The 24436-nt window shown below is 34.2% G+C and carries 23 protein-coding genes and 1 other annotated feature; of the genes, 2 read left to right on the forward strand and 21 right to left on the reverse strand.

The window, feature by feature from the left end:
- Window positions 1-16 precede the first annotated feature (16 nt).
- The 10 genes from VSF34_RS08305 to VSF34_RS08350 all read right to left on the reverse strand — a co-directional run bounded on the left by VSF34_RS08305 (window position 17) and on the right by VSF34_RS08350 (window position 10293).
- Entirely contained in the window at window positions 17-2194 is a 2178-nt protein-coding gene (locus tag VSF34_RS08305) for a Tex family protein (RefSeq protein ID WP_326716852.1), read from the reverse strand.
- Between the two features lie 19 nt (window positions 2195-2213).
- Window positions 2214-4271, reverse strand: coding sequence for a coiled-coil domain-containing protein (locus VSF34_RS08310; protein ID WP_326716853.1), 2058 nt, complete (start codon window positions 4269-4271; stop codon window positions 2214-2216).
- A gap of 137 nt (window positions 4272-4408) precedes the next feature.
- A complete protein-coding gene (locus tag VSF34_RS08315) occupies window positions 4409-4795 on the reverse strand; it encodes a DUF1149 family protein (RefSeq protein ID WP_326716854.1) in 387 nt (128 codons plus the stop codon).
- A 107-nt stretch (window positions 4796-4902) separates the two neighbouring features.
- On the reverse strand, window positions 4903-5688 hold the full coding sequence (locus tag VSF34_RS08320; RefSeq protein ID WP_326716855.1) for a bifunctional hydroxymethylpyrimidine kinase/phosphomethylpyrimidine kinase: 786 nt from the start codon (window positions 5686-5688) through the stop codon (window positions 4903-4905).
- A gap of 16 nt (window positions 5689-5704) precedes the next feature.
- Window positions 5705-6526, reverse strand: a complete 822-nt coding sequence (gene lepB / locus VSF34_RS08325; RefSeq protein ID WP_326716856.1) for a signal peptidase I — start codon at window positions 6524-6526, stop codon at window positions 5705-5707.
- A 6-nt stretch (window positions 6527-6532) separates the two neighbouring features.
- Entirely contained in the window at window positions 6533-7228 is a 696-nt protein-coding gene (locus VSF34_RS08330; protein WP_326716857.1) for a beta/alpha barrel domain-containing protein, read from the reverse strand.
- 24 nt (window positions 7229-7252) lie between these two features.
- Complete coding sequence (locus VSF34_RS08335) at window positions 7253-7882, reverse strand: glycoside hydrolase family 73 protein (RefSeq protein WP_326716858.1); 630 nt, start codon at window positions 7880-7882, stop codon at window positions 7253-7255.
- 7 nt (window positions 7883-7889) lie between these two features.
- Window positions 7890-8654, reverse strand: a complete 765-nt coding sequence (locus tag VSF34_RS08340; protein WP_326716859.1) for a M15 family metallopeptidase — start codon at window positions 8652-8654, stop codon at window positions 7890-7892.
- Window positions 8655-8659: 5 nt separating this feature from the next.
- Complete coding sequence (locus tag VSF34_RS08345) at window positions 8660-9220, reverse strand: hypothetical protein (RefSeq protein ID WP_326716860.1); 561 nt, start codon at window positions 9218-9220, stop codon at window positions 8660-8662.
- Between the two features lie 113 nt (window positions 9221-9333).
- A complete protein-coding gene (locus VSF34_RS08350) occupies window positions 9334-10293 on the reverse strand; it encodes an aromatic acid exporter family protein (RefSeq protein ID WP_326716861.1) in 960 nt (319 codons plus the stop codon).
- A 115-nt stretch (window positions 10294-10408) separates the two neighbouring features.
- On the opposite strand from VSF34_RS08350, the gene VSF34_RS08355 reads away from it, so the two are divergent.
- Both VSF34_RS08355 and VSF34_RS08360 read left to right on the forward strand, forming a co-directional pair.
- Complete coding sequence (locus VSF34_RS08355; protein ID WP_326716862.1) at window positions 10409-11044, forward strand: hypothetical protein; 636 nt, start codon at window positions 10409-10411, stop codon at window positions 11042-11044.
- An 11-nt stretch (window positions 11045-11055) separates the two neighbouring features.
- Window positions 11056-11643: an FUSC family protein gene (locus VSF34_RS08360; protein WP_326716863.1), complete on the forward strand. Its 588-nt coding sequence runs from the start codon at window positions 11056-11058 to the stop codon at window positions 11641-11643.
- Window positions 11644-11928: 285 nt separating this feature from the next.
- Here VSF34_RS08360 and ileS read toward each other — a convergent pair whose 3' ends face one another.
- The 11 genes from ileS to murD form a co-directional block, all read right to left on the reverse strand.
- Entirely contained in the window at window positions 11929-14715 is a 2787-nt protein-coding gene (gene ileS / locus VSF34_RS08365) for an isoleucine--tRNA ligase (RefSeq protein ID WP_326716864.1), read from the reverse strand.
- A 55-nt stretch (window positions 14716-14770) separates the two neighbouring features.
- Window positions 14771-14985 (reverse strand) — a binding site (T-box leader).
- Entirely contained in the window at window positions 14982-15767 is a 786-nt protein-coding gene (locus VSF34_RS08370) for a DivIVA domain-containing protein (RefSeq protein ID WP_326716865.1), read from the reverse strand. (Overlaps the previous feature by 4 nt.)
- A 15-nt stretch (window positions 15768-15782) precedes the next feature.
- Entirely contained in the window at window positions 15783-16565 is a 783-nt protein-coding gene (locus VSF34_RS08375; RefSeq protein WP_326716866.1) for a YlmH family RNA-binding protein, read from the reverse strand.
- 21 nt (window positions 16566-16586) lie between these two features.
- Window positions 16587-16856, reverse strand: a complete 270-nt coding sequence (locus tag VSF34_RS08380; protein WP_326716867.1) for a YggT family protein — start codon at window positions 16854-16856, stop codon at window positions 16587-16589.
- Window positions 16857-16875: 19 nt separating this feature from the next.
- Entirely contained in the window at window positions 16876-17472 is a 597-nt protein-coding gene (locus VSF34_RS08385) for a cell division protein SepF (RefSeq protein WP_326716868.1), read from the reverse strand.
- Window positions 17473-17491: 19 nt separating this feature from the next.
- Window positions 17492-18232: a YggS family pyridoxal phosphate-dependent enzyme gene (locus VSF34_RS08390; protein ID WP_326716869.1), complete on the reverse strand. Its 741-nt coding sequence runs from the start codon at window positions 18230-18232 to the stop codon at window positions 17492-17494.
- Entirely contained in the window at window positions 18192-19460 is a 1269-nt protein-coding gene (gene ftsZ / locus VSF34_RS08395; RefSeq protein WP_326716870.1) for a cell division protein FtsZ, read from the reverse strand. Before ftsZ ends, VSF34_RS08390 begins: the two co-directional genes overlap by 41 nt.
- Before the next feature lie 21 nt (window positions 19461-19481).
- Window positions 19482-20816 (reverse strand): cell division protein FtsA, encoded by a 1335-nt coding sequence (gene ftsA, locus VSF34_RS08400; protein WP_326716871.1) that lies wholly within the window; start codon window positions 20814-20816, stop codon window positions 19482-19484.
- Between the two features lie 134 nt (window positions 20817-20950).
- Window positions 20951-21949: a cell division protein FtsQ/DivIB gene (locus VSF34_RS08405; protein WP_326716872.1), complete on the reverse strand. Its 999-nt coding sequence runs from the start codon at window positions 21947-21949 to the stop codon at window positions 20951-20953.
- Between the two features lie 21 nt (window positions 21950-21970).
- Window positions 21971-23062 carry an undecaprenyldiphospho-muramoylpentapeptide beta-N-acetylglucosaminyltransferase gene (gene murG / locus VSF34_RS08410; protein WP_326716873.1) on the reverse strand — a complete coding sequence of 364 codons (1092 nt, stop codon included), beginning with the start codon at window positions 23060-23062 and terminating at the stop codon, window positions 21971-21973.
- A complete protein-coding gene (murD, locus tag VSF34_RS08415) occupies window positions 23059-24429 on the reverse strand; it encodes a UDP-N-acetylmuramoyl-L-alanine--D-glutamate ligase (RefSeq protein ID WP_326716874.1) in 1371 nt (456 codons plus the stop codon). Before murD ends, murG begins: the two co-directional genes overlap by 4 nt.
- Between the last annotated feature and the right edge of the window lie 7 nt (window positions 24430-24436).

Consider the following 24436-nt stretch of genomic DNA (forward strand, 5'->3'; position numbering starts at 1 on the left):
CTCACACCCTCCTAAATTATTTGTTTTTTGGTTCAATCATAGATAGTGAAATACGTTGTTTTGAAACATCAACATCAATAATCCAAACATGAACCACATCTCCAACAGCTACTGCATCTGTTGGGTGTTTGATGTAGGATTCACTTAATCTTGAAATATGAACTAAACCATCTTGTTTTACCCCAATATCAACAAATGCCCCAAAATCAACAACATTACGTACCGTACCATCCAATTCCATTCCAGGAACTAAATCTTTCAAGTTCATAATATCTTTTCTTAAGATAGGAGCATCTAACTCATCACGCATATCTCTACCTGGCTGTCTTAGAGCATCTAAGATATCTGTTAGGGTTTCTGAGCCAACGTCTAGAGTCTTACTCATCTCCTCAATAGAAACATGTGCTAGATGCTGATTAACCTCTTCTGTACCTAGTGCATCTAAAGAAAAGTTTAATTCTTTAGCCAAAGCTTTCACTAAAGGATAACTTTCTGGATGAATCCCTGTATTATCTAACATGTTTTTAGCATCAGGAATACGTAAGAAGCCCACTGCCTGCTCATAAGCTTTTGGTCCTAAGCGAGGCACTTTTTTAAGTTCTGAACGACTATTAAACACACCATTTTCTTCACGATAAATCACGACATTTTTAGCAGTCGTTTTATTAAGTCCTGCCACATGTTGAAGTAGCTGAGCACTAGCTGTATTGACATTAACACCTACTTGGTTAACTACCATCTCAACTACAAAATCTAGTTGCTCACTTAAACGTTTTTGTGCTACATCGTGTTGATATTGACCCACACCGACTGCTTTTGGATCAATTTTTACTAATTCAGCTAAAGGATCTTGTAATCTACGACCAATACTAACAGCACTTCGCTCTTCAACTTGTAAACTAGGAAACTCATCCCGAGCTATGTCACTAGCAGAATAGACAGATGCACCTGCTTCACTCACTATGACATAAAAAACTTCTTGCCCTATCTCTTTTAATGTTTCAGCAACAAAAGATTCAGACTCACGACTAGCTGTCCCATTACCAATAGCTATCATTTCAACTTGATACTCTTTAATTAATTTAATTAATTCTTCTTTAGCTTCTAGCTGCTTTGTAGCATTAGCTGGTTTATGTGGATAGATTACTTGTACTGCTAGTAACTTACCTGTTTCATCTACTACTGCTAATTTACAACCAGTTCGATAAGCTGGATCAAAACCTAGTACAATTTTTCCTTTTAAAGGCGGTTGTAACAATAAATTTTTCAAGTTCTCACCAAATATTGAAATAGCTTGTTCATCAGCTATTTCTGTTAAGTCATTACGAATATCACGCTCAACTGAAGGACCTATAAAACGTTTGTAGCTATCCTCATATGCTTGACGGATAATCGGTGTTGCAATACTTGCCTCACTCTTAATAACATGGCGCTCAAAGTATTGATTCACTCGGTTTTGATCAAATTCTATAGAGATTTTTAAGATACCTTCTTTTTCACCACGATTAGCAGCTAAAACTCTATGAGATGCCATTTTGTAAACTGGCTCACTAAAATCATAATACATAGAAAATATTTGTTTCTCATCTAGAGATTTATCTTTTTCAACTGCTCTAAAAATACCTGTTTTCTTCATCATATTTCTTAGCCATTCACGGTAACTTGGTTCATCACTAATCATCTCTGCGATTATTTCATGAGCACCTGCTAGTACATCTTCAGTTGAATGAACTTCTTTTGTCACATCAATGTATTCACTAGCTACCAGGTCAATATCTCCTGATTCTGGAAAAGTTAGTAACCAGTTGGCAAAGGGTTCTAGGCCACTTTCTTTTGCAATCGTCGCTTTAGTACGGCGTTTTTGCTTAAACGGGCGATATAAATCTTCCACTCGTTGCATTTTTTTAGCACTATTGATCTCTTTTTCTAACTCAGTTGTTAATTTCCCTTGTTCATCGATTAAACGAATCACTTCTTCTTTTCGCTTAACTAATCCTTTGATATAAGCATGACGTTCTTCTATTTCTCTAATCTGAACTTCATCCAAGCTACCTGTTTGCTCCTTACGGTAACGAGCAATAAAGGGGACTGTATTACCTTCAGCTAATAACTCTAAAACGGCGTGGATGTACTTAGGCTTAATACTATCCAGTTCTTTTTCTAGAATATGATTGACTTGTTTATCTTGGCTCATTAATTATTCGTCTCCTAATTTAAAAATACTGTTTTTTATTTGATGAAGCTTTTAAATAATATGTTTCTAAATAAACAGAAAGGGCACTATAAGCCTTTAATCTTAATTTAGCATCTTTTGGAAGTTGGACATATTTTTTGGAAAAAATTGGATGTTTGACAACACCTTGTAACTCATCCAAGAAATTATTTACATCAGAAATATATGGCTCACACCAATCTAAAAATACCACGTTAGTCTTATCCTTATGGACAGCCCTAACTTGTTGCCAGCGATATTCTAAAAACTTAAGTTCTGTATGACTTTGTTTGTATGACGTGATTTCCAGTTTCACATCAACACTTTCTGCTACATCTGAAGCTTTGAATAACCCTTCAATATCTGCCTCATCTTCTTTTTGATGATTGTATCCTGAGCTAAATAGTTCAGTCTGTTCTACTTGCATGACATAAGGGTCTTTTTCATAATACAAATCATCATCATCATAGGCAGGCTCTCTTGTTTCTTCTTCCTGTTGATACATATGAGAAATAAGGTGTTGGGCATCAAGCATTTCTTTTGCTTCAATCATTCCTGATATCTCTTTTTCTTCTTCTTTTGATTCTGTATCTGTTTTTGACATATTATACTCTAAAATATCAATAATAAATGCTTGTAAATCTTTTAATTCTTGATTTAGCTCGTCCATCTCTTGTGTTAAATCATTCATCTCTTCTTGATACAATTGACTATCTTTATTCAAACGCTTATTGTCTGTCTGCAACTGAGAAAAAGCCATTTTAAACTGGTTTACTTGCATCTGATAATGTTCTTGGCTTACTTGAAGTTTTTCTTCCAGTAATACAATCTGATTTTTAGCTGCCACTAACTCTTCTTGTTGCTCCACATAATTTTGTGCCTGACTAGAGTACTCCCCGACCATTTCTTTTGACTGGGAACGCTCATTTTCTAGCGTTTCTCGTAACGTTGTATAGTCTTTTTGGAGTTGAGCCATCTGCTCTTGTAACACGGCTTGTCTATCTGTTATATCTTTATTTTTATTGGTGATTCTCTCATCATGATACTCTTTCATCTGCTCAATATTTTGAGTTAGACGCTCATTCGTTTGAGATAGCTGTTCAATAGTCACCTCGTACTCATTAACTTGTTGGGTCAAATCTAAATTCTCCTGTTGATTAATAGCTAGAGCTTGTTCTAGCTCTTTTACCTTTTTATGATTATCAGGATGGCTTTGAAATTCTTTTAATCGATCACTAAGTTGACGATTTGCCCGGTCTAGTTGCTGATTTAACAAGTCTCTATATTCTAATCTCTTCTTAAAATATCGTGCTTGTTTTCGACGTTTATTTTTCTCACTTTCTACCTTTGTTTCAAAATGAGTAATAATTTTTTGAGCTTCTTTTACACTTTCTTTATACTCATCAAGCTCAACGCTATCTTTAGTCATTTGTTTTAGTCGCTCATAAAGTTCACTGTTTTCATTTTCTAAAGCAAAAAGCTGATCACTAATTTTAATATGTTCAGTGGAATTATTCTCAGTAGACCTCTCTAACATAACGTTTTGTTTTAATACTCGGTTTTCTAGCTCAATAATAGTATCTTGTTGCTCTTTTACTTGTTGACGTAATAACTCCATCATATGTTGGTCATCATTAGAAACTACTTGCTCTTCTACCTCTGTCAGTACTTTAGCTTGAGTAGGTACATTCTGATTAATACCAAGAGTACTCTCCCCAACCATATATTTAATGGTATCAAACAACATCTCCATCTCCATACTCGTTAATAACTCTTTTATTGAAAAAGTCACACATAAAACTGGATAATCTTTATCTGATAATGTATCAAAAGCTAAAATAATCTGGTAATCAGGTAAGTAGTGATTCCAATTACTTAAAAATAATTGATTATACCGATAGAAATTCTCCTTTGATTCCTTAGTAAAAGTCAATTCAAGTTGATTTAGTAAGGTGGGTATTTCCTGATTATTTTCTATGTACAACTGACTACTTTTATCTGGTTCGATTCTCTCTTTTTTAAATAAACGAATGTCTATTAATGTAAATTCATGATCCACTTTGATCACTTCCCTCCTTCTTATCACCATAAAAGGCTGACCTAAAAGTCAACCTTTTCATTTATTTACAAACTTTTTGTCATCAGGGTATCACACTTAAATAAATGGACTACCTATTCCTTTATTTTTTAAGCTGTTTAATTTTGTTGTGAAAAATTCAATTGAAGTCCTGGTTTATCTAAAGCAATCTCAGTCATATCATAAGTCAATCTTTCAATTAAAACAAATAAAGGACGCGCTAATTCATTTACCTCATCAGGTGTTAGATCTTCAATTTTTTCAATTTTACGACCAACAATTTGTACAAATTGAGCCACATCTCCTGAAATTTTAAAAACATCCATAGCAATATTAAACTCTACTCTTAGACCTAAGACAGAGTTGTTTTGTGCATCAATGTCCATCTCTTCTGTTATCTCAAAAGGATTTAGACTAACGTTAATTGCTGTTTCTTCTTTATGGTCTTTTGCCAGTGCATCGTAATGAAAATTCTGTACAAATTCTTTTTGTCTCAATAGTTCCATATTATTCTCTCCTAAATCATATACTCATATTTATCATTTCTAACTACCATTTTACACGATAAACGCTTAAAATGAAAAGTTTAATTTACATTTCTCTAAGTATTTATCTATTCTTTTGCTTGTTGCCAAACGTTGCCCAATTCAGGAGTAAAGGTCACTCCGTTTTCAATGGCATTAAAAACAAACGTTTTAGCATCAGCCACTGCCTTTTCTATTGGTAACTGATTGACTAGATTAGCACAAATGGCAGAAGCAAATGTACATCCTGCCCCGTTGATATAGCCATTGTTAATGATGGGATTGTCATATTGAACAAACATGTGGCCATCATATAAAATGTCTCTGGCAATTTGTTTGTCCAGTCGCTCTCCGCCCTTTATAACGACATAAGTCACACCCGTTTCAAAAATAATTTTAGCTGCCTCTTTCATCTCATCAGTCGTTTTAATAGATGATATGCCACTAAGTAGTTCTGCTTCCCTTAAATTAGGTGTTGTGACAGTCGATTTAGGTAACAACACTTTTTTAAAAAAAGGAACAATTTCCTTATTTCCTGTGTATTGACTTTCTTTTAACGCTAAAACAGGATCTAATACTACTGGTCTATCTTGAGTAGACAAATACTCTGATATTAATTCGGCCGTTTCTAAATTAGCTAGCATACCTACTTTGATACCATCTAGCTTTTGTTTTTTGATAAAGTCTAATTCTTTAATGAGTACCTCTTTTTTTAAATCATATACCGTCACACCGTCTACCAGCTGATCAATAGTCACCATACAAGTTAATAATTGTTTTGCTTGTAAACCATACTCATAGAAGGTTCTTAAATCAGCTTGTAAGCCACCACCACTAAGAGTATCTGATCCTGAAATCGCTAGAATCTTCTTCATCACTCTACCACCTAACTTACTTTAGTGCCCCTACTCTTGATGGAGGCCAAATAATGAGAGTCGCTACGCCTTCAATATCTTTAGCCTTAACTAGACCACTAAAACGGCTATCGACATCGTTTTCTCTGTCATCACTTAAAACCAAATAGTAGCCTTCTGGAATGACTTCTATTATCTCACCATCATTAGAGAAGTCTGTCATATTAAATGATTTCGTATAATTTTTTGACATGTTTTTTTTATCTAACTTAAAATCTAAATAATTACTTTTCAAATAAGGCTCTTCATACACCAAGCCATTAATGTATAATGTATCATTCTCCATCTCTAGAGTGTCCCCAGGAATGCCAATGATTCTTGACCAATAACTTTTGCCTTCATCATTCACTTTAACCACACTAAAGCGGTTCATATCTTTTTGATGATATAACACCTTCTCACCTACTTGAAGCGTGTGTCCCATCTCTTTAGTTTCTACAGTAGTCAAATCAAATATAAAAGAATAAAACACACCCAAACCAATGATAATTAACAATATTAACCACAGACATATTTTTAAAAATTGACTGAATTTATTTTTTTTACGACGTTTTTCTTGTTTATCAGTTATTTTTTGATGGAACTTATTTTTTTCTTCTAACTCACTAGAAATTTTTTGCTTGTCCAATTCATGGACTAAATGGCGATTAACTTTTTGCTTTTTAACCTGTTTATTTGGTGATTGTGAGATACTTAACTGATCAGATTGTTCACCCTGATTTACCTGTCGCATTTTTCTAGCTTGTGACCGACGTTTTCTGTATTGATTTGATGACGTAGTCTTTTTTTTCTTTTTCACTCATTATCACGACTCATTCTTCTCTTCCTTTTCTACTTCTCTGTAATGCTCCATTTTTTTACTAAAGAGTTCTCCATTTGATGGTGGTGTATAAGTAATAGCATTTGCTCCAGCATCAATCGTCTCTTGAATGGAAGCCTCTGTAGGTCCACCAGTAGCCATAATCGGAAATAATGGATATCGTTTTCTGATTTGTCTGACGATGCTAGCTGTATTTTTCCCACCACTCACATTTAAAATCTGAACGCCAGCATTAATTTTTTCATCTATATCTGTAAATTCACTCGTGATAGTCCCAATAATCGGAATATCCACCATTTGAGAAATATCATAAATTGTCTCTTTAGGTGTCGGGGCATTTACCACTACACCTAAAGAGCCATTTGCCTCAGCAAACATACTCATATTTACCGAACGATTTCCTTGAGTTAATCCTCCACCAACACCAGAAAAAACTGGAACATCAGCTGATTCGATAATCGCTTTTGTAATAGTTGGGTGTGGCGTAAAAGGATACACAGCAATAATCGCATCAGCATCAATGTTTCTAATAATGGCAATATCTGTTGAATAACAAATTGATTTAATTCGCTTACCATATATTTTGATTCCTGAACAATCCCGAATCACACTAGGAACATGAATCATGTCTTTTCTAAGATTTGTGACAATTTCTGGAGCAATTCTTTTTTCTCTATTCATCTTCTCCACCTATACTATCAAATTTTAACTATCATACTGATCTAAATCATATTCTTCAATAATACCAATTAACTTACTAGCATACGTTGGATCTGTTGCATAACCTGAAACTTGGAGGGCTTTTGCTGCTGTTTTATAATCATCAGCTAGTAAGACTCCTTGATAAATATAAGGATCCCAATCTACTCCATTAACAAATAACTGTGTGTGATCCCTAATACAATCTTCCCAACTAGCATATACTTTGAAATTAGCTTGAATCGTAATCCACTTACCATCTTTAAATTCCTTTGTTTCTAATTTAACCGAATCATCATTAGGTGAGAAGGACTTAATTCCAAATAAATTATTGTAAGTTGCGCCTAACTCACTCGTTCCCCAATCCGACTCTAAAATCGCTTGGGCTAAAATAATACTAGGTAAGACACCATGACTATGCTCCATCTCTTTAGCAACAGGAACTAATTCATCAATAAAACTAAGTTGATCATGTGTTTTATTAGGTTCTTTGTATTCAATCACCTTAGTATCACTAAGTCCTGCTAAACTAATGAAAAAAACCACAATAGTTGCCACGAGTAAAAGTCCACCAATAATAAAAACTGGTGGAAACTTCTTTTTACGTCTATTTTTTTTTATTTGTCGTCTTGTCATAATTTACCTACTTCTTTATTTGTTCTACGTATTCTTCCAACACTAAATCATGATCTTTCATATATTCAGCATTTTCTTTACCTACGTAGCGAATATGCCATGGCTCATAATTGATCCCTGTGATTTTTTCCTTACCTTTTTGATAACGAATGACAAAACCATAATGGCAAACATTTTCATCTAACCATTTTCCTGCTTTTGTTTCTCCAAATTCCTCTTCCAACATATTGCCATCATTGTACCAATCTTCTTCCAACACATCCATTGCTAAACCTGTATGATGCTCACTAAGCCCTGGTACTGTTAAATACTCCATCGCTCTTTTTTTTGATTCTTCCTCAGAAAAACCTTGGTCTAAGTAACTTTGAGTATCACGAGCAACAATACTTTCTTGCTCTGCAACGGAGCGGTAAGCAGATATGATCGTTAAGTCAAATCCCGCTTTTTTAGCTGCTTTGTTTAATGCTTCATATGAATCAAATATTCTGGAATCAATCTGCATTCCGTTTGGTAGTTCTTTTAAATCAGTTGGTTCTTCTTTTATTTTATGTTTTTCATTAACAACCAACAACTCCCAATCATCCGCACGTCCTGGATATATTGGTTTTTCACTAGTACTGGTTGTTTCATTATCCCTAGTTTCTGAACTACTTATCATAGCACTTGAATCACTGGTTTGATGACTAACTAATTCTGGTTTTTTTTGAACGTAGAACACAATTGAAAAGGCTATAAAACACAAAATCAACCCAAAAAATAACTTCTTTGCCATAGGTACTACTCGTTCTCCTCACTATTCCCACTTTTATCTGTATATGTATTCACTAAGTTTTCATCTAACCATTCAAGTAAATCCACTTTTGATTCCTCTATTTGTTGTTGGACAACACTTGGCATGAAAAATTCTAAAATATCATCATAACCCCATTCATCATAGGACATAATAATACGTAAATTAATCACTCTTTTTTGAGAAGTAGTTAAAATATCTTCACTACTAAATCGTTGTTCAGCAATTAATTCGACTTTTGCAATACCTGATTTAATCCATGTTGTAGCAATCACAGATTTTAAATGTTTGTATTCCATAACCGCAAAATTTCTCTTTTCTGGAAATACTAAAGTTTGACTAATAATTTTTTGAATTAACATCCATTCATAATCTGAAAATAAACCCTTGATTTTTTGCATTTTATCAGTAGGTAATGGCTTATTACCACTCTTCCAATCAGTCCATTTATCTATTGATAAATCTAATACATCATGACAAAATAATTCTTCACTCACGTATTGATCTTGAATACGATCTAAAATAATATTAACCATTGCAGTATGCATAAGTCTCTTCCTTTCTTTGTCTTTGCTTTTTACTTATATATTCCATTCTACTATTTTCTTCCCCATTTTGCACCTTTTCCTCTCTATATCTAAAAAAAGCTTAAAGAAAAAAACTACTTTTGATTCAATTCAAAAAAGTTAACTTTAATATCTATGAAACTTTGAATCGTTAATAACAATTGATATAATTTAGCTCTGTTTTCAAACTCTACTCGGCTAGTAGGTAAAGGTTTTAGTTCATAAATCTGAAACACATCCAATACTTGTTGTTTCAATCCTAGAGCATCATTTGCTTCAGAATAAGATTTAGAGATATCAATTAACAACTCATTAACAATCATAGCTATGTCTTCTTCCACCCTGATATGTTGAATCAATTGGTACATATCTTCTAACGTATTAAACTGATGTTTTCTCATATTAAAATAATTTAGTAAATAGCTGTCTTGATTTAACAGTTTATTTTCTAAATCTTGTTTTGCTAAAGTTCTACCTTGTTTAATTTCTTGTGATAATTCTTTAAATAAATCATCACATTTTAGTGTCTGATGAGGACTCATTAACAACTCACCTAATTGCTTTAAAAGTAGTTGAATAGTCTCATCTACTTGGACTTTATTTTCCAAGATAGCTGCTTCTTTGTTTGGCATGTATAAATTAGCTACTAAAGCTAAACTTACTCCGATTAATAACAGAAAAAAAGCATTAGCTATTAAATACGGACTCATAGACTGTTCATTTAAAAAATGAGTCATTAACACAGAATTAACCGGAATAGCTTCTGGCATTTGCCATTTAGCTGCTATAGGAATAAATAATAGTAAAAATAAACCAAAAGCTAATGCTGTATAACCTAACAAATGGTAAGTAAACAAAGCAATCAGTGTGGCAACTACAAATGCTACTAATCTACCTATTCCAATTTTAAAAGATGATTTTTTTGTATTTGTAACACTTAATATCGCTACAATGCCGGATGTTGCTGGAAACATTAAGCCAAAATAATTGGCAATGACAATACCTAATGTGGCACTCACAACTGTTTTAAGTGTTCTAAGACCAATTTTCATCATATCCTCCTGAATAATTACTTTACTTCTATTAAAAATCAAAAAAACTTTCTCGTCAAATACTAGCATAAAGCCTAGGTTTCGTTTATCATGGAATAAATAAGGAGGGTAGTGAACTATGAAAAAACAAATTCAACTAGTTATCTGTTTTACCTTGTCCCTAATGACACTAGTTGCTTGTGGTATGACTCAAGAACTTGAACAATCCCTTGATACAACAAAAGAGTTGTCTAAACAATTAACAAATCAATATGACACAATGCAAAGTACTATTTCACTATCTGAAAAAATAATCAAAGCTTATGAAACAGATATTGAACAATTCGCTGGTGATAATATTTTAAAAGAAGAAGACAGTGAATTATTTAAAAATTATTCAAAACGCGTTGATATTCTTGAAGAGATAAACAAGGATAAAAAGAAACTTGGCAGTTATAAAAAAGAACTAGAGCGTATCGTAAATAATCAAGCAGTTGATGTTGATAATGAAGCTCTTACGACCATTAGAGATAGCTTAGATATTATTATTAATAATATTGAAGCCATAAAACCCTTTATGGAATCTAGTCTAAGCCAAGAAAAAGAACTCTATCAAGATCTAAATGAAGAGGCTATTGTTGAGAAGATGCCTCTATTAGAAAGAACAAATGGTTCTATCATTTTACTAGCTGAAGAAACTTGTAGTAATATTTTATACACTAAAGACCTAATTAATAACTTTCAAAAATCTGCACAATCCCCCTCACACAAATAGGAGTTTGATTTATGAATATCGGAAAAACCCATATCGGTCTAAGAACATTTAAAACAGCAATTGCTGTGATGTGTTGCATTATTTTATTTCATATCACTCACCGTGGTTCTCCCATGGTCGCTACCTTATCAGCTGTTTTTGCCCTAAGAGAAGATTTATCCTCAACCATGAGTTTTGGTAAATCTAGAATTCTTGGCAATACACTTGGTGGTGTTAGTGGCCTACTCTACTACGTCATCTTACAATATTTCACTCATGAGAGCCTTGCACAAATTTTTCTTGTCCCTTTTTTTGTTATTTTAACTATTGTTGTTTCGACAAGAATGAATAATCAAAATGGTATCATTGGTGGTGTTGCGACACTATTATTTATTTCTTTTTCTATACCAGATTCTAATTATTTTATCTATGCAATTAATAGAGTAGTTGATACTTTCATCGGTACCTTCATCGCTATTTTTTGGAACTATATCATTAAATCTCCCTTAGAAGATAAGGAAGAGTCTATTGAAGAAAAAGAACAACAAATCTATGATAAAGAGCAAGAAATCAAACAACTTCAAGAAGATATTAATAAAATTAAAAAATCTAGTGATTAAATCTAATTTATTGTACACCCCTAAAGTTAGGCCAAAAAATCTAACTTTAGGGGTGTACTTTTATGACAAAATATGATTATAATTTTAAGCTTAAGGTTGTCTAAGGGTATCATAAAAAGGATGTTAGTTACTCTTTATTGATGAAAAAAGATGAATTAAGTCCAGTTAATTTTCAGCTAAAAATGGCAATGTAAAAACATAAAAAAAGGAGTAGATTTCTCTACTCCAAAAAGATCTAACTTTTAGGGTTCACTACAATTTGACCTTCTCACTAGATTTTTTATTTTACTCTAATCCTTCTCTAACTTCGTCTGGAAACATCTCTTCTACAATTGCAGCACAACGATTACATAAAGTAGGTAAATCTTTATGACTTCCTACATCCTCTTTAATCGCGCGACAACGCTGACATGTCTCTCCTGGTGCAGGCTCAACTAAAACAGCAATATCATCAAACTTAACAGCTGCTTCAGGTATTTCTGTATTTGGTCTTGCTACTTCTAAATCAGATACAATTAAAACTTGGGCAAGATTTGTATTTAATGCTGTTAAAAGCATTCTCATTGGCTCATTAGGGAAAAGTGTGACTTTGGCTTCAAATGATTTACCAATTAACTTATTATCTCTTGCTTCTTCTAAGGCTTTTAATACTTTACTTCTAATTTCCATGAAATTTTCCCAAAGCTCTAGAATTTCTTCTTGATTAGCAAATTCTTGATAGCCTGGCATTTCCGTTAACTGAACATATTTTTCTTCTTCTTGTAAGTGAGACCAAATTTCCTCAGCAGTATGAGGCATAAGTGGTGTCATTAATTTCGTTAGGTTCACTAAAATATCATAGAATACTGTTTGCATAGCACGACGTTCACGGCTCATTCCAGCTTCAATGTAAACGACATCTTTAGCAAAATCTAAATAGAAGGCTGATAAATCATTCGTACAGAAGTTAACAAAGGCACGGTAAACTGTCTGGAATGAGTATTTGTCATAACCTTGATCACGAATAGTTTTGATTTCTTGATTTAATCTGATCATCATGTATTTGTCAACTGAACGTAAATCTTCATAAGCAACACGATCTACTTTAGCATCAAAATCGCTTGTATTAGCTAAAAGGAAACGCATTGTATTTCTAATTTTTCGATAAACTTCTGAGATTTGATTTAATGTGTTCATATCTACTTTTACATCAGACTCATAATCCACACTAGCCACCCACAGACGCAGGATATCAGCTCCCATTTGATTAATCACTTTATTTGGTTCAATCGTATTGCCAAGAGATTTACTTTGTTTACGCCCTTGTGGATCTAGTGTAAACCCTTGTGATAATACAGCTTTATAAGGTGCTACACCATTAATTGCAACACTCGTTGTGATACTTGAGTTAAACCAACCACGGTATTGGTCAGATCCTTCTAAGTATAAATCGGCTGGAAAACTTAGATCTTCTCTACCACGAAGAACTGCTTCATGAGATGATCCTGAATCAAACCAAACATCCATAATATCATCTTCTTTAGTAAACTCTCCATTTGGACTACCTGGATGAGTGAATCCTTCTGGTAATAAGTCTACTGCCTCTTTTTCAAACCAAATACTTGAGCCATGCTCGCTAAATAAATTTGCTACGTGATCAATTGTTTCTGGTGTGATAATAGCTTCTCCATTTTCAGCATAGAAAATTGGTAAAGGTACACCCCAGGCTCTTTGCCTTGAAATTACCCAATCACCACGGTCACGCACCATATTATACAAACGGGTACGCCCCCAAGGAATAATCCAATCAACACCGTCAATCTCAGTTAAAATATCCTCTCTAAACTTGTCAATTGAAGCAAACCACTGTGGTGTTGCACGGAAAATCACTGGTTTTTTAGTTCTCCAGTCATGCGGATAGCTATGAGTAAAGAAGTCGAGTTTCAATAAGTGACCATTTTCGTCTAATAATTCTGTGATTATCGGATTAGCTTTATCATAGAAGATCCCTTCAAAACCTGGTGCTTCCTCAGTAAATACCCCACGGCCATCAACTGGTGAAATAACGTCAATACCATACTTGCGACAAACAATATAGTCATCCTCACCATGTCCTGGAGCTGTATGAACTAATCCTGTACCTGCTTCAAGTGTCACATGATCTCCAGCCAATACTTTTGATTCACGGTCATAAAACGGATGTTTTGCTACCATTCCTTCTAAATCAGACCCTTTTAATTCTTTCACAACTGCTACATTTTCCCAACCAATTGCATTGGTTACTGTCTCTAGTAAGTCTTTTGCAACCACATATTTTTTACCATCTGCTTCAACAACAACATAAGTAAAGTTTTCATTCACGCTAATCGCTAAGTTAGCAGGTAATGTCCAAGGTGTTGTTGTCCAAATAACAAATTGTGTGTCATCATCTAACATATCTTTACCATCTAAAACATCAAAAGCAACATAAATAGATGGAGATTTAACATCTTTATACTCAATTTCTGCCTCGGCAAGTGATGATTCACTTGATGGTGACCAATAAATTGGTTTTAATCCTTTATAAATATAACCCTTATCAGCCATCTTCCCAAAAACACGAATTTGTGCTGCTTCATAATCTGGTGTCAATGTAACATATGGGTTTTCCCAATCTGCTGCTACACCTAGTCGTTTAAAATCTTCACGTTGTTTATCTACTTGACTTAAAGCATATTCTTCACACATTTTTAAATACTCAGCTCTTGGCATTTCCTTGCGCTTAACATCTTTTTTGGTTAGCACTTGCTCAATTGGTAAACCATGAGTATCCCATCCCGGTACAAAAGGAGCACGAAAACCTGACATAGACTTATAACGAACAATAATATCTTTACTTACTTTATTTAAAGCATGTCCCAAATGGATATTACCATTAGCGTAGGGAGGCCCATCATGTAAAATAAATGTTGGCTTGTCAGCATTTATTTTTTGACGTTCTTCGTAAATATCCACTTCTTCCCAATCTTTTTGCCAGTCTAATTCTCTAACGGGTAAGTTAGCTCTCATTGGAAAACTTGTTTTTCCAAGACGTAGTGTTTCTTTCATTTTCATATGCGTAAACTCCTTTTTAATAGTAATAGACAATAAAAAAACTCCCCCCCTGATAAACAGGGACGAAGTTAGCGTGGTACCACCCAATATTTAGTATACTAAAATAAGCATACTCTCTTGATAAGGATAACGGGTTTAACCGGAATGACTTACTTTTTTCAGTCATTCTATAAATGAAGGATCTTTTCATTGTCAGGGATTACTAGGTTTCCACTTAGCCCTAGCTCACTGGAAATGATAACAATGACTTTTCTGTTTCATTTCGATTAGACACGGTCGCGACTAGCACGCTCTGGTCTATCTGTTTGGTGTTGTTCTTTTTTTGCTGTTTCTTTTGCAAGTCTAACATTTTCTCTGTATTGCTCTTCTGGTGTTAGTTCTTTTTGTTGTGGTTCTGTGTTAAATGTCGGTTGAACCTCGATTGCAATACCTTTTGTCTCAGTGACAGGTGCTGTGTTAGCTGATTCAACTGCTTCTAGTACTTCTTTAAAGGCAGCATGATGGCTATCAACATATGCACCAAATGGTTTCAAGATTTCATCCCATTCTTCATTTTGAACAATCTGTAATTGAGATTCAATTAATACAGATAAGTTTCTGTGGAATACACGTGTTTTTTTCTTCAAATCATCTGTTTCAACAGCTAATTGTCTAGCACGCTCGCTTGCTTCCATCAAAATTTCATTGGCTTTGTTAGTCGCACCACTAATCAACTCATCGCTCATTTTATTAGCGTGTGCTAGAATATCTTCTGACTGAGCTTGGGCTTGTTGAATGGCTAAATCTGACTCTTTTGAAGCATTCTCTTTTAACTTATCTGCTGTATCTTGAGCAACAATAATAGATTGATTTAATGAATCTTTTAACTCTGAGAAGTAACTTAATTTTTCATTAGCTTGACGTACTTCTTTTTCATATTCTTTGTTTTCTTGTGTTAATTTTTCAACTTCTAAAGCAACTTGATCTAAAAAGTCATCAACTTCATCACGATCATATCCTTTAAATTTTGAATTAAAACTTTTATTCGTAATATCTATTGGTTTAATTGACATATTTATACACCCCTACTACTTTCTTAATACTCTAATTTTTAATCTAATGTTATCTTTTCGTGTCTTTCCTAATGTTTCTAATATTTGAATTCGTCCCATTCCACGAACGGAGATGATATCTAAATAATCCACTGGAAGATCAATTCGTTCCATTTCTACCCAGTTTAGCTTAACTTTTTTTGATTCTACTGCAAGTTTAGCCTTTTGTCTAGAGATATTATATACTGATGAGATAATATTATCAATTCTTAAAGAACTAACCGTCACATCTTCTAACTGCCATTCTTCAATAGGACTTAGAATATCATGCCAGTCTACTTCTTTAAATTTAACACCAAAAGAGCCTATTTTATCAATTTGTTGGTATATATAATTAGCCACTGAGCGCTTAACGAATACTTGCCAATTATTCCCATCAGTGATAATGTCACCAATATACTCTCGTTTGATTCCTGTACTCATCAATGTTCCCAAGATTTTACCATGAGATAACTGACCAAATTTAACTGGATATTGAATATCATAAATGACAATCTCATAATCTTCTTCTTTTGGTTCATAGTAAGTTGGGTAAATAATTGCACATTTTCTCTCAGCTTCTATAAATCCTCCAAAAAATGAGAACGACACATCTTCTTGTTTCCCAATCAAAGACTCCAAAATGAAGGCTTCTCTTGGGTTTAGAAACTCTGTTACTACTGGAGCATATTGCATCTCAACTGTCTCCAACCAATTGTAAACAAGGTCAATAAAAGGATGCTCGTCCTTGCGAAAATGCTGATACACATTAGCTTGCAAAAAACTCACATCCTTTCCTTATTAAACCATCATTAATATTTTACTTAATAACAAAATTAAGCCTCGTCCTGCAAGTTGTAAAACGAATACTGCTACAATAATTGTAAAATCAATTGGTCCGACATTCAATCTAACACGTTCAAATAAACTTAAATAGGGACGTGATATTTTTATAATGAATTTGCCAAGCGTACTATCATAGGCACCTGGAAACCAAGATAATAAAGCATAAATAACAAGTACCCACGTATATATTTCTATGGCTTTAGAAACAATAATTATCAATGCCATCTAATTGAACACATCCTTATTAGTTAGGTAAGTGAGTTGAAACTAAACTCTTTGCAACACTAGAGTCAATATCGACATTAGCTGGTGTACAAATGAAAATTTCATCACCTATTCTTTGAATGTCACCATCAATTGCATAAATTGTCCCTGTGACAAAATCTACAACTCGCCTTGCTTGGAATTCCTCCATCAAGGTAAAGGTGACAATGACTATCTCTTTTCTAAATAGAGCCTCAGCGATATGTTGGCAATCTTTATACGCACGAGGTTCATAAACAGAAATTTTACGATTTTGCTTTGGCGTACTAATTCGTTTGTTTGCTGATGAAGGTGACTGATAATTATCCATTTTAACAACTTTTTCGTTTTTATAGCGATTAATTGGCTCTTCCGAAATACGATAATTACGAGTGTTCTCAAGTTTTTCTGTGTCATATGATACACCTGATCCCATCTCAGTACTTTCTTGCTGTTTTTGGTTTACAGGCTCATCATCTATTTCTATTTGCTCATCCTCTTCCACCAGTTCATCTTCAAAAATATGCTCATCGTATTCATCATCCTGACTATTTAAACCAAAAAATCCAGCAATATCACGATTTTTGAATAATTTCATCTCCATCACCTCTTTTTTCCTATTTTTTAAAAAAATCCGTCCCGACTCGGATAAAAGTAGAGCCACACTCAATAGCTTCCTCAAAATCTCTACTCATCCCCATGCTTAATTCTGTACAAGGGGCATGTGTCAGCTTTTTACTAGCTATTTGTGTTTGCAACTTCTTCATCCCGGAAAAGTAATATTTCAACTCTTCAACAGTTGCATCAATTGGAGCCATAGTCATTAAGCCTACAACTTCAATTTTATCAAATTTCTTTAAGTCTTGAATAAATGAATTCACTTCTTCTGGAGATATACCTTGTTTTGATTCCTCACCAGATATATTCACCTGTACAAAACATTTGATTGATGTTTCTGCTCTTTTCTGGATTTCATTCGCCAAACGTTGTGTATCTAAGGCATGGAAATAATCTATTTTATTAATAACGTCTTTTACTTTTCGTCTTTGAAGATTTCCTATAAAGTGCCACGTCAGACTAGGGTAACTTTCTAAAGCTTGATACTTTTTTAAAAATTTTTCTGTCCTATTTTCTGCAAGATGAGTCACACCAAGGTCCACAACGGCCTTTGTTGTTAACTCATCCACAGACTTGCTCACACAAATCGTTTGAACACTATCAATGGAGCGGTGACTGATTTGACAAACCTTATCAACACGACATTGAATATTTTCAATATTTTGTTGTAATTGTTGTATAATCAATCCACTGTCCTCCTTATTTTTTTCTTCTAAAGAATGGCGGTGTACTAATCTCATCTTCAGCATGGAAATCAGTATCTTGAACTAAACTATCAAAATCCTTTTTCTCGATTGTTTCAAACTCCTCTTGATCTGGAATTTGACGAGTATTTGGCTCTCTTCTGATATCCCAATCACCAAAAGCACTTGTTTCAGTCACTGTTTCTTCAACTTCTGGAACTTCCCTGTCACGAATAACTTCTTGTGTTTGTCTTACAACACGTTGTTGAACAACACCATTTTGTCCCGTCACGTTGCTACGATTCACACCACCACGTTGTTCTTTTCTAGAAGGATCAATTCCTGTTGCAATAACAGTAACAATAATTTCATCACCTAATTGTTCATTGACAGATGTTCCTAAAATAATATTAACATCACCACCTGTAGCACTAGCTACAATTTCAGAAGCATCTTGTGCTTCAAATAGTGTCATGTCTAATCCACCTGTAATGTTTAATAGAACTTGTTCAGCCCCCTCAATTGACGTTTCAAGTAAAGGAGAAGCAATTGCTTTTCTTGTTGCTTCAATAACACGGTCTTCACCATTAGCAACACCAATACCCATAAGAGCTGTTCCTTGATCTTCCATTACTGTTTTCACATCAGCAAAGTCCAAGTTAACATAGCCTGGAGATGTAATTAAATCTGAAATACCTTGAACACCTTGTCTTAAAACATTATCAGCTTCTCTAAAAGCTTCTAACATTGGTGTACGTTTATCAACAATTTCTAGTAAACGATTATTTGAAATGATAACTAATGTATCAACATTTTCTTTAAAAGCAGAAATACCTTCTGCTGCAAAACGGCTACGCTTTGGTCCTTCAAAACTAAATGGACGTGTTACGACACCGACAGTTAAAGCACCTTGCTCTTTAGCAATACCAGCTACAACTGGAGCAGCCCCTGTACCAGTTCCTCCACCCATTCCAGCAGTAATAAACACTAAATCAGCTCCACTTAGAGCTTCTGCAAGTTGGTCTTCACTCTCAGCAGCTGCTTTTTCACCAACGTCTGGTAGTGAGCCTGCACCTAAACCTTTAGTAAATTTTGGTCCTAATTGAATCACTGTTTCTGCTTTTGAGTGTTGCAATGCTTGAACATCAGTATTTGCAACAATAAATTCTACACCTTTTACGCCTTCATCAATCATACGATTAACAGCGTTACCACCAGCGCCACCGACACCGATTACTTTAATTACGGCCCCAGTGTTCACTGTGTTATCTAATGAAAATTCCATTATTTGTTTCCCCCTAGTTTATTAGTCAAATATGTTAGATAAGAAACCTTTTACTTTACTACCAAAACCTTCACCAGTCTCTGGATCTTCTTGTTTGACTTCTACAATAGGCTCTTGTGGTTTCTCTACGATTTTCTCATGTTTTACTGTATCCATGTGTACTTCGCGATTTGCTTTTATATGTTTTTTCTTCTCACCTGTTATAGCAAGTTTTGTTACATGATATACTTCATCAAGTTGTGCTACGTATTCTACAATAGCAATTGAATTAGCATACACTGGATTTCTAAGCCCCATATGATTTGGTACGTATAATTTAACGTTTGTTCCAAACATATCAGCAGCCAGTTCAACGACACCAGGTAAACTTGCAGCCCCACCCGTTAAGATAACGCCACCAGGTAAATCTAAGGCATCAATACTATCCAGTAGTGCTTTTGATTTAGAGAAGATTTGCTCAACTCTAGCTTCGATGATTTCTGATAAATATCTTTCATCAATTTTCACCGGCTCATTTTTACCGATAACATCCACTGGGAACTCTTCATTTGAAGATGTTCTTTCTGGATAGGCATAGCCATAGTTAATTTTTAAAGCTTCGGCATTTGATAAAGATGTATTTAAGACAACAGAGATATCTTTTGTGACAAACTCGCCACCTTCTTGCTCAACGTGAGCAAACTTCAATTCTCTTTCATACATAACAGATGTGGTTGTTTGACCACCACCCATATCGATAATCGTTGTTCCAAAATCTTTTTCACCATCAGATAAAATAGATGATGCTAAAGCAAGCGGTGTAATCACCATCTCATCAATCGCAAGTCCTGATTTTTCCACACATTTGCGAATATTATGAACGATTGTTTTAGGCCCTGTGAATAATAAACCTTTCATATCTAAACGTACACCAATCATCCCTCTTGGATCTTTAATTCCTTCAAAACCATCTACTTTAAATTCTTGAGGAATTAAAGTAATCACTTGTCTTTCAGGAGGTGTTGATCTAACAACTGCTGCTGATGCTACATTTTTCACATCTTTATCAGTAATCTCTTTTGATTCACTGTTAACTGCAATCATACCTTCACATTTTTCAACTTCTAATAAGTTAGCTGGAATACCGACACTGACACTTCTGATTTGTACTCCTGATTTTTCTTCAGCTTGTTTTACCGCACGTTGAATAGACTGTACCGCTTTATCGATATCAATCACAATACCACGGTCTAATCCGTTTGATTTAGCATTCCCCACACCAATAATGTTCACTTGATTTTCTATGTATTCAGCTACAACAACTTTCACTGATGTTGTTCCGATATCTAGACTCACATATATACCTGTTTTTGCCATGAAAGGTTTTCCCTCCTACTTTTCTAACAGAGTCTTCCTCTATTATGCATAATACCTCACACCATTCTATCATATAAAGGCTTATGAAATAAAGAAGAATACTTCATTTGTTATTTTTTTTTTCATTGTTAAAATTATTCGTTCCATTCTTCAGCAATACCATCCACTTCATTTGTTTCGTCGCCTGTTATGGTGTCATTTATGTCTGTATCTTCTGCTGTATCTTGTGTTTCATCTGTTTTTTCATCTTTTTTAAACGGATAAGAATAAATCCCAGAGGCACCAGCCTCCATATCAATCACACCATTTTCTTTCATTTCGCGAGCAATCTTATCATAAAATACCATCTTATCAGCGATTGTCGGTGAAAGACCAATAACTTCATTTCCATCTTTCATTTTAAACTTTACACGAAATGGATTCGTTTTGGTTGCTAGTGATTCAATGTCAATAATTTTTCCTTTTAAATCTGGAGAAAATGTTTGATAAGCTTTTAAAAAAGCATCCAAACTCTCACCTTCTTCAAAATTTAATAAAACTGGGTATTTATTATCAGATTCTCTAACAGCTTCTTCTACTACTTTACCATTTTCTAAAACAGGGTAGCTCGTCTCTTTATTTTTAACGATGGCTACTGTTTGGTATTCTGTGATTGTAACATAAAATTGATTTAGTTTCTTTAACTTCAAGTCAGCAGACTTAATTCTTTTATTTTTTTTTACAATTCGACTCATCTCTGCTTGCCTGTCAAAATATTGAGGCCACAGACTTTTTCCTGTTTGTAAGTCTGATGTAGCTATTACTTCTTCTGGACTACCATGCTCTAGCCCACTTAACACTATTCTATCTAGCTTACTAAGAGGAGAGATTATATAAAGGGTAACTAATACAGCTAGTGTCAGACTAATAAGAATAAACGATAATCGCCTAACAAGAGTTTTTTCTTCTGACACACTTAACCCATCAAAAGGAGATAAAATTTGCATTTTTGATGATACAGTTGACTGCTTGTTTTGGTGGCTCTTATGACTTTTTTTCTCAGTAGAACCATTTTCTTGTTTATCTTCTTGTTGACTTGTAATCGTCATCTCATTTTTATCTTGAGAAGAGCTACCATCATGTTGCTTTGTCATTTATCACTAGCCTCCTAACTCTTACTTAGTTAAATCTTGAATCACTTGATACATTCTATCAGTAGCATCTGGAATTCCTTCTTGTTTAGAAGCTTTTGCCATTTTTTCTCTTAAACCTTGATTTAACATCACCTGATCAAGAGTAGTTACTAAGCTTTCTCCAGTTAATGCCGTATCTTTAATCATTAATGCCGCCCCTTGATCCACTAAACTTTTTGCATTTTTTGTTTGATGATCATTTGTTACATTGGGACTAGGGATTAAAATAGATGGTAGACCAAGAGCAGTAATTTCAGCAATACTAGTTGCACCAGCACGCCCTACTACAACATCTCCATTGACTAAAACTTGAATCATATTATCAATGTAAGGCACAACTTTTACATTTTTCAACGTGTCTAATTGTTCCTGATATTCATCAAATTCATCAAAATAAATAGACCCTGAAGCATAAAGAATTTGATAAGGCTTATCTTCTAATAAAGGAAGAGCTTCTTTCATAGCATTATTGATTGTCTGAGCTCCGCGACTCCCACCAAAAATAATAGCTGTTGGTTTATCAGGATCCAAATCAAAATTCATTAATATATTTGATGGCTTAACTCCGGCAACTTCTTGACCTCTAGGATTGCCGACTAACACTACTTTTTCACTTGGAAAATAATCTGCCGCATCTGGAAAACAAATACCTATTTTATTGACATACTTAGATAAAAATTTATTGGTCATCCCTGCCACACTATTTTGTTCATGAATGATGGTTGGAACACCTAACTTATTTGCTGCATAAACAACTGAACCACACACATAACCGCCTGTCCCAATCACAACATCTGGTTGAAAATCTTTAATTAGTTTTTTAGCTGATTTAATACTACTTAAAAACAAATACATCGTTTTAAAATTATCTAAGGATATAGAGCGCTTGAAACCTTGAATAGAAATAGTTTCAAAAGGAATCCCTTGCTCTGGTACTAGACGACTTTCTAATCCTTTTTCTGTTCCAATATACAAGAATTCTGCATCTGGGTATTTTTCTTTCATATAATTAACAATGGAGATTGCTGGGTAAATATGACCACCCGTACCACCACCTGATACTAATACTTTCATTTATCTTTACCTACTTGCTTATTTATTTCTGCTACAAAATCGTCGCCTCTTGTTTCAAAATCTGGGTACATATCCCAACTAGCACAAGCTGGTGATAGTAATAAAACATCCTCTGATTTCACCTGTTCTAAGGCTTTTTCAACAGCTTCTGCCATCGTATTTACTAATATAATGTTTGTCACACCCACATGTCTAGCTGATGTTGCCATCTTATCTTTAGCTTCTCCTAATATTATGATTGATTTCAACCCTTCAAGACTTGGCTCCAATTCTTCAAAATAATTACCACGATCTAAACCACCAGCAATTAATACTACATGCTCATTATCAAAACCGCTAAGTGCACGCTTAGTAGCTAATATATTAGTTGCTTTTGAATCATTATAAACTTTAACACCATTATACTCTCCAATAAATTCTGTGCGATGTGGTACTCCTGAAAAATGAGTCAAACCCGTCTTAATAGATTCATTTGACACACCATAAATCTTACAAACGGCAATAGCAGCTAAGGCATTCTGGATATTATGGATACCTGGCACGCCAAGCTCTTTTTGCCTCATAATCTTCTCACCTTTGAAAATTAGATAATCATCTTCTAAGTAACAGCCGTCCTCAACTACTTTTTCTACTGAAAAAGGTAGCACTGTGGCTTTAGTTGTCTTAACTAGCTCCAACAATTCAACTTGATCACCATTAAAAATCAAAACATCTGACTCTGTCATATTTTGCTGAATATGCCATTTTGCCTTGACGTATTCATCTCTTGTACCATGGTAATCAATATGTGCTTCAAATAAATTCGTAATGACGGCAATATTTGGTCTAAATTCAATTGTCCCAACTAGCTGAAAACTAGATAATTCAGTAATTAAAACTTGTTCTCTAGTTGCCTCAACAATCACTTCGCTTGCTGGAAAACCTATATTTCCTGCAAGTAAAGCTTTGTTTTTTTCTTCAACATCAAAGATAGCCTTAATCATTGATGTTGTCGTAGTTTTACCATTAGTTCCTGTAATACCTATTATTTCTGATTCAGACACATGATAAGCTAATTCAACTTCTGTAATAATTGGTATTTCTTTTTCAATTGCTTTTTCGAGAATAGGATTCGTGTATGGAATCCCTGGATTTTTAACAATAAGCTCAATATTATCATTGAGTAAGTCAAGAGGATGCCCACCTGTCACAACAGTTAAACCTTTTTCTTGTAACTGACGTGCAGCTGGATTATCTGATAATTCTTTAGCATCATTAACGATGACATTAGCACCTAAATCATGTAGTAAATTGGCTGCTGCCATACCACTTCTAGCTAACCCCAACACTAAAATATGTTTCCCTTTATAATTATCTGATATTTTCATCCTCATC

The sequence above is a fragment of the Vagococcus jeotgali genome, assembly GCF_035918315.1.
In the GTDB taxonomy this organism is placed as follows: domain Bacteria; phylum Bacillota; class Bacilli; order Lactobacillales; family Vagococcaceae; genus Vagococcus; species Vagococcus jeotgali.

Coding starts and splice junctions, on each gene's coding strand:
- VSF34_RS08405 (WP_326716872.1), bottom strand. CDS start 21,949: ATGACAAAGCAACATGATGGTAGCTCTTCTCAAGATAAAAATGAGATG.
- VSF34_RS08390 (WP_326716869.1), bottom strand. CDS start 18,232: ATGAGATTAGTACACCGCCATTCTTTAGAAGAAAAAAATAAGGAGGAC.
- VSF34_RS08355 (WP_326716862.1), top strand. CDS start 10,409: ATGAAAAAACAAATTCAACTAGTTATCTGTTTTACCTTGTCCCTAATG.
- VSF34_RS08350 (WP_326716861.1), bottom strand. CDS start 10,293: ATGATGAAAATTGGTCTTAGAACACTTAAAACAGTTGTGAGTGCCACA.
- VSF34_RS08335 (WP_326716858.1), bottom strand. CDS start 7,882: ATGACAAGACGACAAATAAAAAAAAATAGACGTAAAAAGAAGTTTCCA.
- VSF34_RS08305 (WP_326716852.1), bottom strand. CDS start 2,194: ATGAGCCAAGATAAACAAGTCAATCATATTCTAGAAAAAGAACTGGAT.
- VSF34_RS08330 (WP_326716857.1), bottom strand. CDS start 7,228: ATGAATAGAGAAAAAAGAATTGCTCCAGAAATTGTCACAAATCTTAGA.
- ileS (WP_326716864.1), bottom strand. CDS start 14,715: ATGAAAATGAAAGAAACACTACGTCTTGGAAAAACAAGTTTTCCAATG.
- VSF34_RS08315 (WP_326716854.1), bottom strand. CDS start 4,795: ATGGAACTATTGAGACAAAAAGAATTTGTACAGAATTTTCATTACGAT.
- VSF34_RS08340 (WP_326716859.1), bottom strand. CDS start 8,654: ATGGCAAAGAAGTTATTTTTTGGGTTGATTTTGTGTTTTATAGCCTTT.
- VSF34_RS08360 (WP_326716863.1), top strand. CDS start 11,056: ATGAATATCGGAAAAACCCATATCGGTCTAAGAACATTTAAAACAGCA.
- VSF34_RS08385 (WP_326716868.1), bottom strand. CDS start 17,472: ATGAAATTATTCAAAAATCGTGATATTGCTGGATTTTTTGGTTTAAAT.
- VSF34_RS08345 (WP_326716860.1), bottom strand. CDS start 9,220: ATGCATACTGCAATGGTTAATATTATTTTAGATCGTATTCAAGATCAA.
- VSF34_RS08320 (WP_326716855.1), bottom strand. CDS start 5,688: ATGAAGAAGATTCTAGCGATTTCAGGATCAGATACTCTTAGTGGTGGT.
- ftsZ (WP_326716870.1), bottom strand. CDS start 19,460: ATGGAATTTTCATTAGATAACACAGTGAACACTGGGGCCGTAATTAAA.
- murD (WP_326716874.1), bottom strand. CDS start 24,429: ATGAAAATATCAGATAATTATAAAGGGAAACATATTTTAGTGTTGGGG.
- murG (WP_326716873.1), bottom strand. CDS start 23,062: ATGAAAGTATTAGTATCAGGTGGTGGTACGGGTGGTCATATTTACCCA.
- VSF34_RS08370 (WP_326716865.1), bottom strand. CDS start 15,767: ATGTCAATTAAACCAATAGATATTACGAATAAAAGTTTTAATTCAAAA.
- VSF34_RS08380 (WP_326716867.1), bottom strand. CDS start 16,856: ATGGCATTGATAATTATTGTTTCTAAAGCCATAGAAATATATACGTGG.
- ftsA (WP_326716871.1), bottom strand. CDS start 20,816: ATGGCAAAAACAGGTATATATGTGAGTCTAGATATCGGAACAACATCA.